The following is a 14,093-nucleotide window of genomic DNA, read 5'->3' as shown; positions in this document are numbered from 1 at the left end:
GATATGAACCGCGAGTCCCTCCTGGCCGTTGCGGCGCTCGTGGTCGTGGTCGGAGCGCTCACGACACTCGCGCTCGCCGGCGCGGTCTCCGATCCCGACCAGTCGAAGACGGCCGGCGCTGTCGAGAACACCGGTCGGGTGTCGCTGGTCGAACTCACGATCAGCACGGACGAGGTTACTGGCGGCACCGCTACGCTCGCCGTCGATACGTACCTCGAGCACCGCGGCGATCCAGTCTCGAACGTCACCGTCGTCCACCGGGCGATCGACACGAAGACCGGCCTCGTCGAGGACACCACCGAACGACGCGTCGAGACGCTGACAGACGACGGCGAAGTCGTCGTCTCGAGTACGGTCGACGTACCCAGAAAGAGCGGCTACGAAATCGAGACGTACGTCTACCGGGACGGCCGGCGGATCGATTCGGCAAGCCACACCGTCGAAGGCGTTGGCTCGCTGATCCCCGCGTATGCGGCTACGGACGTCGAGTTCCACCGCTTCGGCGGCGGGAGCCTCGCGGACGTCCCCGCGATCGGCTACTCGATCGAGTCGTCGACCGCCGACACCGCGACCCTGGCGGTCCGCAGCTATCTCACCAACACGGGCGACGGCACCGAATCCGACCTCGAACTCGAGGTGAAGGCACGCCAGGCCGACTCGAACGTCGTCGCCGACACGGCGACCGTCGAACTCTCGGCGATCGAGTCCGGCAAGACCGCGTCGCCGTCCGTCGATCTGACCGTCCCTCAGGGGTACGACTACTACCTCGACGCGGTGCTCTGGCGGGACGGCACCATCGTCGGCACGGACCGCGCGGCCGCGAACCTCGGGCCGGGCAACCTCTCGGTCGACGAGACGACGGCCGAGGGTGGGCTCGAGGTCAGCGACTTCAGCAGAACGGGCGACAGCAGCGGGGGAGACGGCAGCGAAACGGACGGCTCGGATACCCACACCGACGATGGTTCCAGCGGAACGCCCGGCTTCGGGATGGGCATCGCCATCGTCGCACTGCTCGCAACGATCGCACTCGCACGGAGGAACCAATGACTGACACACCGACACAACCGACGACGGAACCATCGATCGACAGCAACGCAGACCAGCTAACCGACGAGCCGAATCAGGAGAACGCGTCTCGAGCGCAGACCGACTCGAGCGCGACCGCCGGATTCGACCCCGGCTCCGAGACGGTCCGACGCTACCTCGCCTGGGGCGCGCTCGCCGTCTGTTCGCTGCTGGCCATCTACGCGCTGACGCAGTTCTACGGCAGCGTGACGGACACGATCGATCTCTGGGTCGATCCGAAGTACCAGCCGCCGATCCGCGCCGCGTTCAACCTCGCCGTCCTGCTGTCGTCGCTGATCGGCGTGTCGCTGGTCGTCCGCGAACTGAACTGACTGTCCGTCGACGGGAGTTCGTCCGTGGTACCGATCGATGTGTTAGGACTCGTCGTCGGGAAATACGCTCCGTAAGATCGTTCTGTGTCCGCGCCGGAGGAGTGCGGAGAGCGCCTGACTCGAGATGTCGAACTCGTCGGCCAGTTCTGCCGTGGATACCTCGCGCGGGACTTCGAAGTAGCCCGCTTCCAGCGCACGACGTAACACGTCCCGCTGGCGAGGGGTGAGACCGTATCGTTCCGTCTCCCCCGCCTCGCTCCGATAGATGCGACGGAGGTCGAACGAGAGACCGCGTTCGTTACACCGCTTGCGGTACTGCGAGAGCGCGTCGCGGCTCGGAACCTGCGCGCGGTACCTCGTTTCGCCTCCGCTCGCCTCGATATCGAGGAGCGTGACGCCGATGTCGATCGCGTCGACGTACGTCAGCCCGCGTTCGCCCTCGGCGGACAGCGTGACGCGGAAGAGTCGTCGCTCGGGGAGCCTCGAGAGGATCTCGAACGACGCGACGGTGGGATCGGTCGCCAGTTCGCGAAAGAAGCGCTCGAGGTCGTCCTCCGTCCCCGATGCCCAGAAGATCAACTTCGAATTCCCCGTTAGCCCCGGCTGTTCGTCTTCGACCTCGACCGTGACCTCGGGGGCCGCTCGTCGGGCCGACTGCATGATCGGATTCGAGACCGTGAACTCCGCGATGAAGCTCATCGCTCGCCCCCGGAGACGGCGGCCGTCTCTCGACCCTTCGTTTCGGGCGCGTCAGTCGGCGTCGCAAGCGCCGTTCGCTCGTCCACGCGGTGCCGCTCGAGCCGTCGCCGGACCGGCGGCTGCGAGTCGACGAGGGCCATACGTGGACGTCGGTGTGAGAATTGTTAACTGTTGTCTGCCGGTCCTAAAACGTGGGCGCGTTCGTCTCGAGAGCGGTCCCGGCGTTATCGCTCCGCGAGCGGGACGAACTCCTGATCCTGCGGCCCGGTGTAGCGGGCGCGCGGGCGGATGAGGCGGTTGTCCTCCTGGTACTCGAGGACGTGGGCGATCCAGCCGCCGACGCGACTCATCGCGAAGATGGGGGTGTACATGTCGATCGGGATGCCGAGCTGGTAGTAGACGGAGCCCGAATAGAAGTCGACGTTGGGGGCGATGCCTTTGTCACCGAGCCCTTTCTCGTCGGTGAGGTACTTCTCGATGGTTGTCGTGTAGTCGTACCACTTGCTCTCGCCGGTCTCGGCGAGTTCCTCGCTGCGTTCCTGCAGGATCTTCGCGCGCGGGTCTTTGACGTTGTAGACGCGGTGGCCGAAACCGGGGATACGCCGGCCCTCCTCGGTCGCCTGCTCGACCCACTCGCGGTGGTCGAGGTCGCTCTCGTCGATCTCGATGAGGACCTCCATGACGTCCTGGTTCGCGCCGCCGTGGAGCGGCCCCGACAGGGCACTGATACCGCCCGTGACGGCACTGTAGATGTCGGCCATCGTCGAGCCGATGACCATCGAGGTAAAGGTCGAGGCGTTCAGACCGTGGTCGGCGTGGAGGATCAACGCCTGGTCGAACGTCTCGGCCGCGATGTCGTCGGGCACCTCGCCGGAGAGCATGTAGAGGAAATTCGCCGCCAGTCCGAGATCAGGGTGGGGGTCGACCGGCTCCTCGCCGAGGCGGTATCGCTCGAAAGCCGCGAGCGCGGTCGGAATCTTGGCCGTGATCCGACGCCCCTTCCGAAGCGTCGCCTCGAGGTCTTCGGGATCGGCGTCGTCTTCGGGCTCGTAGGCGGAGAACATCGAGACGGCAGTTCGCAGCGCGGCCATCGGCTGCTCGTCGGCGGCAGCGAGTTTCTCCATCGTCTCGAGAACGTCGTCGTCGACCTCACGTTCGTCCATCAGCGCGTCGGTAAACGGCTCGAGTTCGTCCTCGGAGGGGAGATGACCGTTCCAGAGGAGATAGAGGACTTCCTCGTAGCTCGCGCCGCGGGCCAGGTCCTCGATCGTGTAGCCGCGGTAGATCAGCCGGCCGGCGTCGCCGTCGATCGAACTGAGTTCCGATTCGGCAACCAACACACCCTCGAGCCCTTTCTTGAGGTCGTCAGACATACTCAGGGATTTCGGACCCCAATGGAAAAGTATTATCGTTTGCCCAGTGACGGCTGTCGACACCTCGATTGTCCTCGTTTTGCCGCTTTTACGACTACAGACGAAAGCTAGTTTCGTGATCGAACGAACAGACAGTCAGTCGATACCGCGGACAGCACACTGTAATCATTTTTCGTCTCGGTTCGATCGCGGGGGACGCTTCGCTCGACGGCGCCGTCGAGCGCAAGGTGCGCGGAAAAACAGATCGAAAGGCCGCAGTGAAATCAAGTCGATTCCGTCAGGGCCGTCAGTCGCCGGCTTCGGAGATCGTTTCGGCCGGCTTCGACTGGCCGAGCGTCATCTGGATGCCGTAGAGGATGACGACGAGGCCGAGCGCGGCGAACTGGACCATCTGGTCGGGGTACACCATCGCCACGATACCGGCCCCGAAGAACACGACGCGGAGTCCGGTCGTCGCGCCGCGGTTGTACGGGAACTGGTAATTGATCCCGTGAATGATGGCGATGGCGCCCAGCAGGGCGATACCACCGGTGATCAGCGCGTCGGCGCCGAACCCGCCGGTGATGATCTCCGGGTGGTAGACGAACGCGAAGGGGAGGACGAACAGCGGCGCGGAGATCTTGATCGCCTCGACGCAGGTTCGCCAGAAGTTGCCGCCGGCGATTCCCGTCGCGACCGCGACGCACGTAGCGATCGGGGGCGTCAGTCCTGCCAGAATCGCCGCGTAGAACACGAAGAAGTGCGCGGCCAGGTCGGGCACGAGGAACTGGTTGATCAGCGTCGGCGCGATCAGCAGGGCGACCACGGTGTAGGACGCGGTCGTCGGCATGCCCAGACCCAGCAGGATGCAGATGACCATCGCGAGGAAGAACGCGATGAGCGGAACGCCGCCCGAGAGATCCATCAGCGTCAGCGAGATGGCCGTCGGTACGCCGGTAGCCATCAGGATGTCGACGACACCGTTTATCGCCGCCAGGATGATCGTGATCGGCGCGACCACGATGACGCCCTCGCGGAACCCCTCTATCGTCTGCTTGAACGTGTGGGTCAGCGTCGATCCGAGGTCGTCGCCCTCGAGTTTCGCATTGATCAGCGGGATCGTGATCCCGAGGAAGATCATGGAGGCGGCCGTCTGCAGCGCCGCAGTCATCACCGTCACCTGAACGTAGCCGAGCTGGTAGACCAGGATGAAGATCGGCACGCCGTACTTGATCGACTCGAGCAAGCCCTCCCGGCGACTCAGCTTCTCGTCGAAGACGCCGCTCATCGAGGGATCGGTGATCTGCGGCTTCGCGACGTAGTGGACGGCGACGAAGATCGAGACGACGAGAATCGCCGCGGGAATGAGGCCCGCGATAATGACGTCCCCGTACGTGATTCCGGTGACCAGCGAGGCCATAATGAAGGCGCCGGCGCCCATGACCGGTGGCAACACCTGGCCGGACGTCGACGCGACCGCCTCGATACCGCCGGCGGTCTCGGACTTGATCCCGCTCTTTTTCATCAGCGGGATCGTGAAGGAGCCGGTCATGCCGGCGTTCGCGGTCTGACTCCCGTTGACCGAGCCGATGACGGCGCTCGAGAGGACGGCGGTCTGTGCGATCCCGGAGTCGATGTACTTCGCGGATCGAACGGCGATCCGGAGGATGAGATCGAACGCACCGTAGGCCTTCAACAGCCCCGCGTACAGCAGGAACAGGGCGATCCAGGCCGCGACGAGCTTGGTCAGGAAGCCGTAGAACCCGTCGCCGCTGATCGCGAGGATCCGTAGCGTCCGCTCGACGGTGAGTCCCCCGTGGCTGAGCGTGCCCCCGAGGTACGGGCCGGCGAACCCGTACCCGATGCCGCCGAGGACGACGATCAGGAAGGTCGCGCCGAACGATCGCCACGTGAGATAAATCATCGTAAGCGTGATCGCGAGCCCGAGCGCGAGTTCGTACCCGTAGGCCTGACCAGCGCGGTCGTAGACCAGGTCGTTGAAAACGGTGAACAGATACACCGTCGCAACGAGAACTACGATTCCCGAAAGGGTCAGCAGCACCGTCTCGATGTGATTGTTCTCTTCGATCGTTTCCGGGAGTTCGATCAGCAGATACAGCAGGAGGACCCCGCCCAGGAAGAGGACGGCGTACCGACTTCGGTCCATCATCTGCGTTCCCGAGTACCAGAAGACCAGCAGCCAGAACGGGATCGATCCGAGGATAACCGCCCACTCGAACTTCCCCCGGAGGCCGTCGGCGACGGACAGCGGGTTGTCCGTCTCGAGGACACCGCTTTCGTCGACGGCGGACACGTCCGGCTCATCGTCGACGGCGCTGGCCCCGTCAGTGCGGTCGTTGTCGTCGTTTTCTACCATTTTCAGGGGTTACTGAAAGAAATCGGCTGTTCGATAACGTTACTCGCTGGATTCGGCTTCGCCGCGCGTCCAGGAGTCGTCCCAGACGTCGTTCTCCTCGAAGAATTCGGCGACGCCCTCGTGAACCTCGAGGTCCTCCATGACAGTCTGGGTCATCAGTTCGGGCGTGAACTCCAGGGTCGTCGAGTCGGCCTCGCGAAGCGTGTCGTGGTGTTCGTTCGAGAGCCGAGCGATCTCCTTGGTCGCCTCGGCGGGCACGTCGGGACCGAACGCCCACTGGGCGGCGAGCGACCACGACGTGACGGTGTCGGTGACCTTGTTTACGTCCTGCTCGTAGCCGTAGGGCTCGAACTCCTCGAGCAGCGCGCCGGGATGGTCCTCGATGACCTGGCGGAAGTCGTCGTCGACCTCGAGCAGATAGAGTCCGTCGCCGCTCCGGACGTCGACGTTCTGACACCAGCCGGAGAGTTCGACGCCGTTCGCGCCGTACATACAGATCGCGTCGATGCTGCCCTGCTCGACCTGACCGGGGATGTCGCCGGTGCTCGCGTTGTTGATCTCGTTGGGCTCCCAGACGCCGGCCCCCTTGAGAATCTCCTCGGTCAGGAGGCGGGTCCCGAAGCCGGGCTGGATCGGGTAGATCGTATAGCCGCCTTCTTTGAGGTCCGCGGTCGACTCGAGGCCGCTGCCCTCGAGACCGAGGATGTGGATCTGTAGCGACGTGAACATGAATCCCTGGTGGGGGAGCGAGTCGACGGGATTGTCGGCGAACGGCCCCTCGTCGTTCATCGCCTTGGAGATCGAGTTGTTGTCGACGCCCATCGCGGGGATATTGCCGCTGTCGAACTCGCGGAGGTTCGCCGTCCATCCCTCCGTCTCCTGGACGGACACGTTGATGACGTCGCTGTGCTTCTGTGCGGCGCGGGCGAGCGCCTGTCCGGCTGCCTGCGTCGAACTGCCGGTCGACGTGCCGCCGATCGTCACGGTGATCTTGTCGTCGCCACCGCTGAGACAGCCGGCCATGCTGATGACCCCGGCCGTCGCCGCGCCTTTCAGAACGTTTCGCCTACTGTGATCTCTTTTGGCACACATTACCGCTCCACTTTCGATCATCACTATAAAAATCTATTGTTATCCTCGAAAATGTCCGTGTAGTTTTTTAGATGACATATACTGGGAGTTTATGTCTGTCTTTCACTAACAATACCTTGTGAAACCGTCTCTAGAAGGGTTCTCTAGACATATCTTGGAACAGCCAGTATAGTGTATGATTATAATAATAGTATTATAAATAGGGCAAAATTCTGATCGTGAGAATCGATAACGGCACTCTTTTTTAAGCGGTTTTCGAAGAGCCACCGTCTAATGGATCGGTCGTACTGGCGAACAGTCCTGCTCGTCACGACGTGGCAGATTTCGGCGAGCATCTGCTACTACACGATCTTCGCCGCGACGCCGTTCTTCAGGGACGCGTTCGGCCTCTCGCGGTTTCGGGTCGGCATCGTGGTCACCACGCTCACGCTCGGCTACGCGGTCTTCCTGCTCCCGCTCGGTGCGCTAACGGACCGGTTCGGCGTGCGGACGGCACTGACGCTGGGCCTCATCGGACTGGCCGGCGGCGTGTTGCTGGTCGCGGGCGCGCCGACGTACCCGCTGTTGCTCGCGGCAGTGTTCGTCCTCGGTTCGACCTACGGAACCGCGATGCCGGGCACGAACAAGGCGATCTTCGACGCCATCGAACCGGGCCGCCAGAACCTCGCGATGGGGATCAAGCAGGTCGGCGTCACCGGCGGCAGCGGCATCAGCGCGTTACTGATCACCGGCCTCGCGGGCGCGCTGTTCTGGCGGGCCGGCTTCCTCGTCGCCGCGGCCTTCGGCGTAGTCGTCGCCGTCGGCTTCGCGTGGCGCTACTCGAGCGCCGACGGCGGGGCCAGCGGCGGCTACCCCGACTTCGGCGCGCTGCGTGCGAACCGGCCGTACGTGGTGTTGCTGACCGCCGGCTTCTTCCTCGGTGCGGCGCTGTTCACGACGACCGGCTACACTGTTCTCTACGTCGACGAAGCGATCGGCGCGTCCGTCGCCGTCGGCGGCGTCGTCCTCGCGCTGGTCCAGCTGTTCGGTAGCGTCGGGCGCGTGCTGGCGGGCTGGCTAAGCGACGTTCTCCCCGGCGAGCCGCGCGTCAGGATCGGCGGACTCCTCGTCGTTCAGGCGCTGGGCAGCGCGGTTATGTTCGTCGTCGTCACGTCGACGACCACCGCGCGCGGCGCTGCGATTTCGTTCGCCCTCCTCGGTTTCTTCGTGCTCGGCTACACCGGCGTCTACTACTCGGCCATGGCGACGCTCGTCCGAGCCGAGGAGATGGGCGGTGCCACCGCCGGCGGTCAACTCGCGCTCACCTGCGGCGCACTGGTCGCCCCACCCGCGTTCGGCTACGTGGCGGATACCGTCGGCTACCGGACCGCCTGGCTCTTTCTCGCCGGCACTGCGGTCGTCGCTTCCGTCCTCGTCGTGCAGGTCATCCGGACCCAGCCGGCCGTCGCGGAACCCGCCGCGACCGACGCGTAGCCGACGAGCACGGATTCATCGGGCTCCGATCCCCGGCCGTCACTCGAGTTCTTCGACCAGTTCGACGACGTAGCCGTCTGGGTCCGCGACGAACGCCACGCGGACGCCGATCTCGTCCATCGTCGTCGGCTCCATCTCGACCGACGGATCCGCGCGCTCGAGCAACCGCTCGAACGTCTCGTCGGTGCTGTCGACGCCGACCGCGACGTGGGCCATCGACCCGGAATCGATTTCGGGTTCGTCGTCGGGGTCGTGCTTGAACTGGAACTCGGCGTTCTCGCCGCCGATGTAGACGTTCTCGACGCCGTCGTCGCCGGTGAACGACCAGTTCTCAGTCAGGCCGAGGGCGTCGACGTAGAAGTTCCGCGTCTGCTCGATGTTCGATACCCACAGCGCAGTGTGAATGACGTCCATATCCGCGAGGAGGGCGCCGCCGATGAAAGCGTTACTGGGACGTGCGTTACCGCTTCCGGCTCACTTCTCGAGGATCGCGTCCATGAGCTTCGTCTGGGCGGCCGCGAGGTGCTCGGTGAAGGTCGACCGGGCGACGCCGAGTTCCTCGGCCACGTCGGTCGCGTTCGCGCCCTTGGGATAGTCGAAGTAGCCCATCTCGTGGGCCGTATCCAGAATTTCCCGCTGGCGGGCCGTGAGCTCCTCCCGATCGACGACGACCGGATCGGCGGAGACGTCCTCGTGGTCCTGCGAGAGCTCCTCGACGAGGACCCCGTCGAAGTACGCCCGGAGTTCGTCGACGATCTCGGCGACCTCGGCGAGCTCGAGGGTGCGAAACGAGACCAGTAGCGCACCGTCTTGAGCCCGGACCGACGAGACCGGCGTCCCCGTCGTCTCGACGATCTCGCAGGCGCAGTCGGCGGCCCCGTCGCGCTCGAATCGGTAGATCGCTTCCTGTTCGTTTTCCTGGACTGGCGTTATCTCGACGTCGGCTCCGCCGTCGACCGCGGCGTCCGCGGCGACGCCGAACTCCTCGACGACCGTCCCGTCGGCCGTCACCTGCGACGACCGGGAGACGGAGTCGACCGGCTCGTCGGCGTGTGCCGAGACGTCGGCGACCGGGCAGCCGTCCGGATCGCGGATGACGACCGTTGCACGAAAACCCGTCATATGCGCTAGTCCGGTCCCAGGCGTCATAACCGGCCCCGGCAATTCCCGCGCCGTGGAAATTCTTGCCACGGATCGAACGACGCTTTCACTGCCGTTCTGCATCGGACAGCCGCCTCAACACCACTCCTCGTACTGGTGGACGCGGGCCGGGTTCAGCGCCTCGGGCTCGCGGTCGGTCCCGTCGTACGCCTCGCGGTGTCGGTCGTAGCTGATCCCGACGCTCCCCTCGGGGTCGAACTCCCGTGGGAGGGTCGATTCGGCTCGTCGCCGGTTCCAGTCGGCCAGGCGCTCGAGCACGCTCGGCCGATCGATTGCAGTCGTCTCGAGGGCGGGGGCGGCCTGCTCCCAGGCCGAGTCACCGGTATCGGACCGGACGACGACGGTGGTGTAGCCGTCCGCACTACCCACACTACCGGCGCTGATATCGGCCGCGTCGCCAACGAAATCCGCACATTCGTCGCAGCCGCGCAGTCCCGCCGCGTCGAACTCGTCGACGGGCGTCTCGAGCAACGTGTCGCCGCTCTCGTCGACCGCGCGGAGCCGGCCGTCGCTGACGTCGAGCCGATCGACCGCTGCGGGGTCGACGCCGAACGATTCGAGGCGCGACACCAGTCGGTCGTGCTCGAAGCTCCGGGTGCACAGCAACGCGATCGTGAGCGCGATCGGATCGGCGGGCGCGTGGTCGTAGCGGTCGAGTGCGGTCGCGCCCTGAATCGTACAGGGCGTGCCGACGAGCGCGAGGTCGGGGTCGTCACCGAGTTCGGCGTCGGCCAGTAGCTCGTCGATCCGCCCCAGTCCCATCGTCTGATTGTAGATGCTGCCGCCGGCCTCGAGTAACTCCTCGCGGGAGGTCGCCAGCACGGCCTCGCCCCGGAGCGGCTCGTCCTCGCGCTCTCGCGCGACGATCGCCCCGTCGATCTCGCCGGCCTCGAGCAGTTCGGCCAGCAGCGCCGTTACGACGCCGCCGTCCTGCCCGGCCGCGGCGGCCGCGTCGTCCGCCCGCGCGGCGTAGGTCGCCGGCTCCTCGAGCGCGCGCTCTTCCCGCGCGAGTTCGAGGTGGCGCTCGTAACGCAGCCCGCTGCGGGGACAGAAGTCCCAGCACCGCGAGCAGCCGGTACACATCCGGACGAGGGTGGGCCGGCCCTCCTCGGCGTCGATGCCGATAGAGTCGGACGGACAGGCGGCGACGCAGGAGGCACACTGCACGCAGCGGTCGGCCTCGATGACGGCCTCGTCCAGATCGCGGAACCAGATCTTGCCGGGTGCCTCGGCCACGTCGCGGTGCTGCTCGCGCGGATCGTTACCGACGCCTTTCCGCGGCACGCCCGGCCGATTCTCGGCCGCGCTGGAGGGGTTCGTCCCGGACATCTAGCTCACCTCCGGTTCGGCGGCGGACGACTCGCGTGCCGGCGTTTCGGTGAGAATCTCGCGCAGGGCCGCGTCCGGCGTTCGGCGGGTCCACTCGGCGAAGGACTCGTCGGGCTGGCGGTCGGCCTCGTATGCGCGCATCGTCGCCCGGACGACCGCCGGCACGTCGTCGATCGGAATCTTCCCGACGAGCCAGTCGATGAACTCGTCGTTCCCGAGGTCCCCACCCAGCCCGAGGTCGGCCGCACGGCCCGACTCGTAGTCGTCGCGATAGACCTCGCCGCGCAGCCCGAAATCGCCGAGCTGGGGTTGAGCACAGGAGGCCGAGCAGCCGGACATGTGGAGCCGGATCGCGTCGTGCTCGTCGGCGATACCGGCCGCCGCGGCCCACTCGTCTAACTCGCGTGCCCACCTGATCGCCCGGTTCTTCGTCTCGATGATCCCGTACGTGCAGAACTCCCGGCCGGTGCAGGTGACGATCCCGCGCGTGAAGGGGCCCGGATCGGGACTGTACCGCTCGAGCAGGGGATCCGCCAGGAGCGCCTCGAGTTCCGCGTCGTCGAGATGGGGCACGAGGACGTTCTGGTTGGGCGTCAGTCGGAGTTCGCCGTCGCCCAGATCGGCGGCCAGTTCGGCGAGGGCCGCGAACTCGTCGCCGCCCATCCGGCCCGTCGGGACGTTCAGCCCGACGTACGAGCGGCCGTCGGCCTGCTCGTGGACGCCGACGTGATCGCTGCGGTAGCCCGTCGTCAGGACCTCGTCCGGCTCCTCGAACTCGAAGTCGGCGTAGGACTCGAGCTCCTCGCGGAACCGCTCGGGACCGAGTTCGGCGACGAGGAAGCGCAAGCGGTTGACCGCGGTGTCGAGGTAGCTGCCCCGTTCCGCGAACAGGTCGGCCATCGCGGCGACGAGGTCGTCGACTCGCTCCGGTTCGACGAACAGATCGATGTCGCTGGCGACGCGGGGCCCGTCCGAGAGCCCGCCGCCGACATGGGCGGCGAAGCCCTCGCGGCCGTCCTTGCGGGCAGGCGTCAACCCGAGGTCCTGAATGCCCGATCGGGCGCAGTCCTCGTGACAGCTCGTGACGCTGACCTTGAACTTCCGCGGCAAGTTGGCGTAGCGGCGGTCGCCGAGGAACCGCTGACTCACCCGCTCGACGACGGGTCGGGTATCGACGGTCTCGTCGGGATCGAGCCCGGCAGCGGGGCAGCCGACCACGTTGCGCACGGAGTTGCCGCAGGCCTGCATCGTCGAGAGGCCGACTGCGTCGTAGCGGTCCCAGATCTCCGCGATGTCCTCGATCTCGATCCAGTGCATCTGGACGTCCTGACGCGTCGTGACGTCGAGGTAGCCGTCGCCGAAGACGGGATTCTGGTCGGGGCCGCCATAGGCCTCGGGAGCCCGTGCGAACTCGTCTGCCACCTCGCCGACGACGCGGGCCTGCTCGGCGGTCAACACGCCGCCGGGGGCCCGCGTTCGGAGCATGAAGTACCCTTCCTGTTTCTGGTGGTAGAGGCCAATCAGCTTCAGCCTGTTGAGCACGTCCTCCCCCAGCTCGTCGACCATGGCCTCGAAGCCGCCGTTCGCGGCGTAGTGGCGGACCTGCGCCTGCAGCTCGACGGGATCCCACTCGGGCGCTTCCGCACGCACCCAGTCGGTCAGACTCCCCTCGTAGAACACGACGTCCTCGTAGCCGAGATGGCGGAGCGCGACGTAGGTGTGGCTCAGCCGCCGGGCCGTGTTACAGTAGAGGACGACCCGATCGTCGGGCGCGATCCCCGCGTCGGCCAGCAGGTCCTCGAGTTCGCCCTCAGGTTTGAGTCGCCCGTCCTCGAGAAATTCCTCCCAGCCGAGGTGGATGGCACCCGGAACTCGGGACCGGTCGTACTCGGCTGCGGTGCGGGTGTCGACGACGACGCCGTCGCCCTCCACCGCGGCTTCCACGTCCTCGCGGTCGGCGATCGGCGCGTCGCCCCGCCGCGTGGCGTCGTACTCGGTCGGCTCGAGGTCGAGCGTCTCGGTCGCGAGCGTCCGGTCTTCACCGTCGCGCCACGCCTCGAGTCCGCCGTCGAGCAGGCGGAGGGGACCCTCGTGGCCGTAGACGAGGGCGGTCAGCAAGAATCGGGCCGCGAGCGGGCCCGCGTTACCGTAGGCGACGACGGTGTCCGCACGGTCGATCCCGACCGCGGAGAGGAGGGCCGCGAACTCGTCCGCTGTCGGTAGCTTCCCCTCCGCGACGCTGCTCGGATCCCGGAACTGATCGGCCGGAACGTTGACTGCGCCCGGAACGTGGCCCAGTTCCTCGTAGGCCCGCCGCTCGCGGACGTCCACGACGACGACCGAGTCCGACTCCAGGTTGGTCTCGAGCCACGACGGCGGGACGATCGAGAGGTCGATGCTCACGGACGATCACCCACTGGTCCAGCGCCGGTCGTCCGGGGGACGGTCGGGTCCGAGCGTCGAGCGCCGGGCTCGAGCGCGGCCGGCAACCGCCAGATATGTCGGTTCTTCGATACTGTCGCATTCATGTGTGTCTGGCGGTAGCTTCGGGGCCCTCTTTCAGCTACCCGTTCGGGTAAGCGGTACCGCCGCTCCCGGACGACGGCAGCGGGCCGTCGTCACTCGTGACAGCTCTGTTATCCGTCGTACGACCCGACTTTATTCGGCGGCCGAGACGGACTACGCCGCTCGGACCCCGTCGCGGCGGAGTCGGTTCCAAACCGATCGTCGCCGGACCCGGCAAGAATATCCGGCTGTTACCGCCGACCGCCCGATAGACGAGTGGCGTTCGAACGCAACGACGGTCGTGGTACCACGGCTCTCGGAAGTGTTATCGGGGTCTCGGGCCTCCCTTTAGTCGTAATGGCAAACGGTAACGTTGATTTCTTCAACGACACTGGCGGCTACGGTTTCATCTCGACTGACGACGCGGACGACGACGTGTTCTTCCACATGGAAGATGTCGGCGGCCCCGACCTCGAAGAAGGCGAGGAGATCGAATTCGACATCGAACAGGCTCCCAAGGGCCCCCGCGCGACGAACGTCGTCCGCGTCTAAGCACAGTACGAACCGCCGGTGACGGCGACGTGGACTGTCTTTCATTTTCTCGAACCCGCCCGAAGAGAGCGATCGCTGGACGAGAAGCGCCGACTGACTCCGAGCGGATCGCCAGCGGTTCGGCTCGCGGTCGATACGTACTCGAGTGGAGAACGT

The 14,093-nt window shown here is 65.9% G+C and carries 13 protein-coding genes; 4 read left to right on the top strand and 9 right to left on the bottom strand.

Annotation, left to right across the window (positions count from 1 at the left end; translation table 11 throughout):
• Positions 1-3 precede the first annotated feature (3 nt).
• Positions 4-1,047 (top strand): PGF-CTERM sorting domain-containing protein, encoded by a 1,044-nt coding sequence (locus NDO75_RS10280; protein WP_310906109.1) that lies wholly within the window; start codon positions 4-6, stop codon positions 1,045-1,047.
• Positions 1,044-1,397, top strand: a complete 354-nt coding sequence (locus tag NDO75_RS10275) for a hypothetical protein (protein ID WP_310906108.1) — start codon at positions 1,044-1,046, stop codon at positions 1,395-1,397. Before NDO75_RS10280 ends, NDO75_RS10275 begins: the two co-directional genes overlap by 4 nt.
• A gap of 42 nt (positions 1,398-1,439) precedes the next feature.
• On the opposite strand, the gene NDO75_RS10270 is transcribed toward NDO75_RS10275, so the two are convergent.
• The 5 genes from NDO75_RS10270 to NDO75_RS10250 all read right to left on the bottom strand — a co-directional run bounded on the left by NDO75_RS10270 (position 1,440) and on the right by NDO75_RS10250 (position 6,881).
• On the bottom strand, positions 1,440-2,096 hold the full coding sequence (locus NDO75_RS10270; RefSeq protein WP_310906107.1) for a helix-turn-helix domain-containing protein: 657 nt from the start codon (positions 2,094-2,096) through the stop codon (positions 1,440-1,442).
• Positions 2,093-2,236 carry a hypothetical protein gene (locus NDO75_RS10265; RefSeq protein ID WP_310906106.1) on the bottom strand — a complete coding sequence of 48 codons (144 nt, stop codon included), beginning with the start codon at positions 2,234-2,236 and terminating at the stop codon, positions 2,093-2,095. The genes NDO75_RS10270 and NDO75_RS10265 overlap by 4 nt, the downstream gene beginning before the upstream one ends.
• Before the next feature lie 84 nt (positions 2,237-2,320).
• Positions 2,321-3,469: a citrate synthase gene (citZ, locus tag NDO75_RS10260; RefSeq protein ID WP_310906105.1), complete on the bottom strand. Its 1,149-nt coding sequence runs from the start codon at positions 3,467-3,469 to the stop codon at positions 2,321-2,323.
• A gap of 286 nt (positions 3,470-3,755) precedes the next feature.
• Entirely contained in the window at positions 3,756-5,825 is a 2,070-nt protein-coding gene (locus NDO75_RS10255; protein ID WP_310906103.1) for a TRAP transporter fused permease subunit, read from the bottom strand.
• Between the two features lie 39 nt (positions 5,826-5,864).
• The gene (locus tag NDO75_RS10250; RefSeq protein WP_345784902.1) at positions 5,865-6,881 is read right to left on the bottom strand and encodes a TAXI family TRAP transporter solute-binding subunit; all 1,017 of its coding nucleotides are present in this window, start codon (positions 6,879-6,881) and stop codon (positions 5,865-5,867) included.
• 309 nt (positions 6,882-7,190) lie between these two features.
• On the opposite strand from NDO75_RS10250, the gene NDO75_RS10245 reads away from it, so the two are divergent.
• On the top strand, positions 7,191-8,390 hold the full coding sequence (locus NDO75_RS10245) for an MFS transporter (protein WP_310906100.1): 1,200 nt from the start codon (positions 7,191-7,193) through the stop codon (positions 8,388-8,390).
• A 39-nt stretch (positions 8,391-8,429) separates the two neighbouring features.
• Here the strand turns inward: NDO75_RS10245 and NDO75_RS10240 are convergent, their stop codons facing one another.
• From NDO75_RS10240 to NDO75_RS10225, 4 genes are all read right to left on the bottom strand, one after another.
• Positions 8,430-8,804, bottom strand: coding sequence for a VOC family protein (locus tag NDO75_RS10240; protein ID WP_310906098.1), 375 nt, complete (start codon positions 8,802-8,804; stop codon positions 8,430-8,432).
• Positions 8,805-8,864: 60 nt separating this feature from the next.
• Positions 8,865-9,512: a helix-turn-helix domain-containing protein gene (locus tag NDO75_RS10235; RefSeq protein ID WP_310906097.1), complete on the bottom strand. Its 648-nt coding sequence runs from the start codon at positions 9,510-9,512 to the stop codon at positions 8,865-8,867.
• 114 nt (positions 9,513-9,626) lie between these two features.
• Positions 9,627-10,880, bottom strand: coding sequence for a Coenzyme F420 hydrogenase/dehydrogenase, beta subunit C-terminal domain (locus tag NDO75_RS10230; RefSeq protein ID WP_310906095.1), 1,254 nt, complete (start codon positions 10,878-10,880; stop codon positions 9,627-9,629).
• A complete protein-coding gene (locus tag NDO75_RS10225; protein WP_310906093.1) occupies positions 10,881-13,283 on the bottom strand; it encodes a rhodanese-like domain-containing protein in 2,403 nt (800 codons plus the stop codon).
• 459 nt (positions 13,284-13,742) lie between these two features.
• Between NDO75_RS10225 and NDO75_RS10220 the strand changes: the two genes are divergently transcribed.
• The gene (locus NDO75_RS10220; protein WP_310906091.1) at positions 13,743-13,937 is read left to right on the top strand and encodes a cold shock domain-containing protein; all 195 of its coding nucleotides are present in this window, start codon (positions 13,743-13,745) and stop codon (positions 13,935-13,937) included.
• Positions 13,938-14,093 lie beyond the last annotated feature (156 nt).

This window comes from Natrinema sp. 1APR25-10V2 (assembly GCF_031626495.1).
GTDB lineage: Archaea > Halobacteriota > Halobacteria > Halobacteriales > Natrialbaceae > Natrinema.
The sequence above is the reverse complement of the archived record's forward strand: the minus strand, read 5'-3'. Positions and strand labels throughout refer to the sequence as shown.

Bases quoted from the DNA above. Each gene is read 5' to 3' on its own strand.
- NDO75_RS10280 (WP_310906109.1), top strand. From the start codon at position 4: ATGAACCGCGAGTCCCTCCTGGCCGTTGCGGCGCTCGTGGTCGTGGTC.
- NDO75_RS10275 (WP_310906108.1), top strand. From the start codon at position 1,044: ATGACTGACACACCGACACAACCGACGACGGAACCATCGATCGACAGC.
- NDO75_RS10270 (WP_310906107.1), bottom strand. From the start codon at position 2,096: ATGAGCTTCATCGCGGAGTTCACGGTCTCGAATCCGATCATGCAGTCG.
- NDO75_RS10265 (WP_310906106.1), bottom strand. From the start codon at position 2,236: ATGGCCCTCGTCGACTCGCAGCCGCCGGTCCGGCGACGGCTCGAGCGG.
- citZ (WP_310906105.1), bottom strand. From the start codon at position 3,469: ATGTCTGACGACCTCAAGAAAGGGCTCGAGGGTGTGTTGGTTGCCGAA.
- NDO75_RS10255 (WP_310906103.1), bottom strand. From the start codon at position 5,825: ATGGTAGAAAACGACGACAACGACCGCACTGACGGGGCCAGCGCCGTC.
- NDO75_RS10245 (WP_310906100.1), top strand. From the start codon at position 7,191: ATGGATCGGTCGTACTGGCGAACAGTCCTGCTCGTCACGACGTGGCAG.
- NDO75_RS10240 (WP_310906098.1), bottom strand. From the start codon at position 8,804: ATGGACGTCATTCACACTGCGCTGTGGGTATCGAACATCGAGCAGACG.
- NDO75_RS10235 (WP_310906097.1), bottom strand. From the start codon at position 9,512: ATGACGGGTTTTCGTGCAACGGTCGTCATCCGCGATCCGGACGGCTGC.
- NDO75_RS10230 (WP_310906095.1), bottom strand. From the start codon at position 10,880: ATGTCCGGGACGAACCCCTCCAGCGCGGCCGAGAATCGGCCGGGCGTG.
- NDO75_RS10220 (WP_310906091.1), top strand. From the start codon at position 13,743: ATGGCAAACGGTAACGTTGATTTCTTCAACGACACTGGCGGCTACGGT.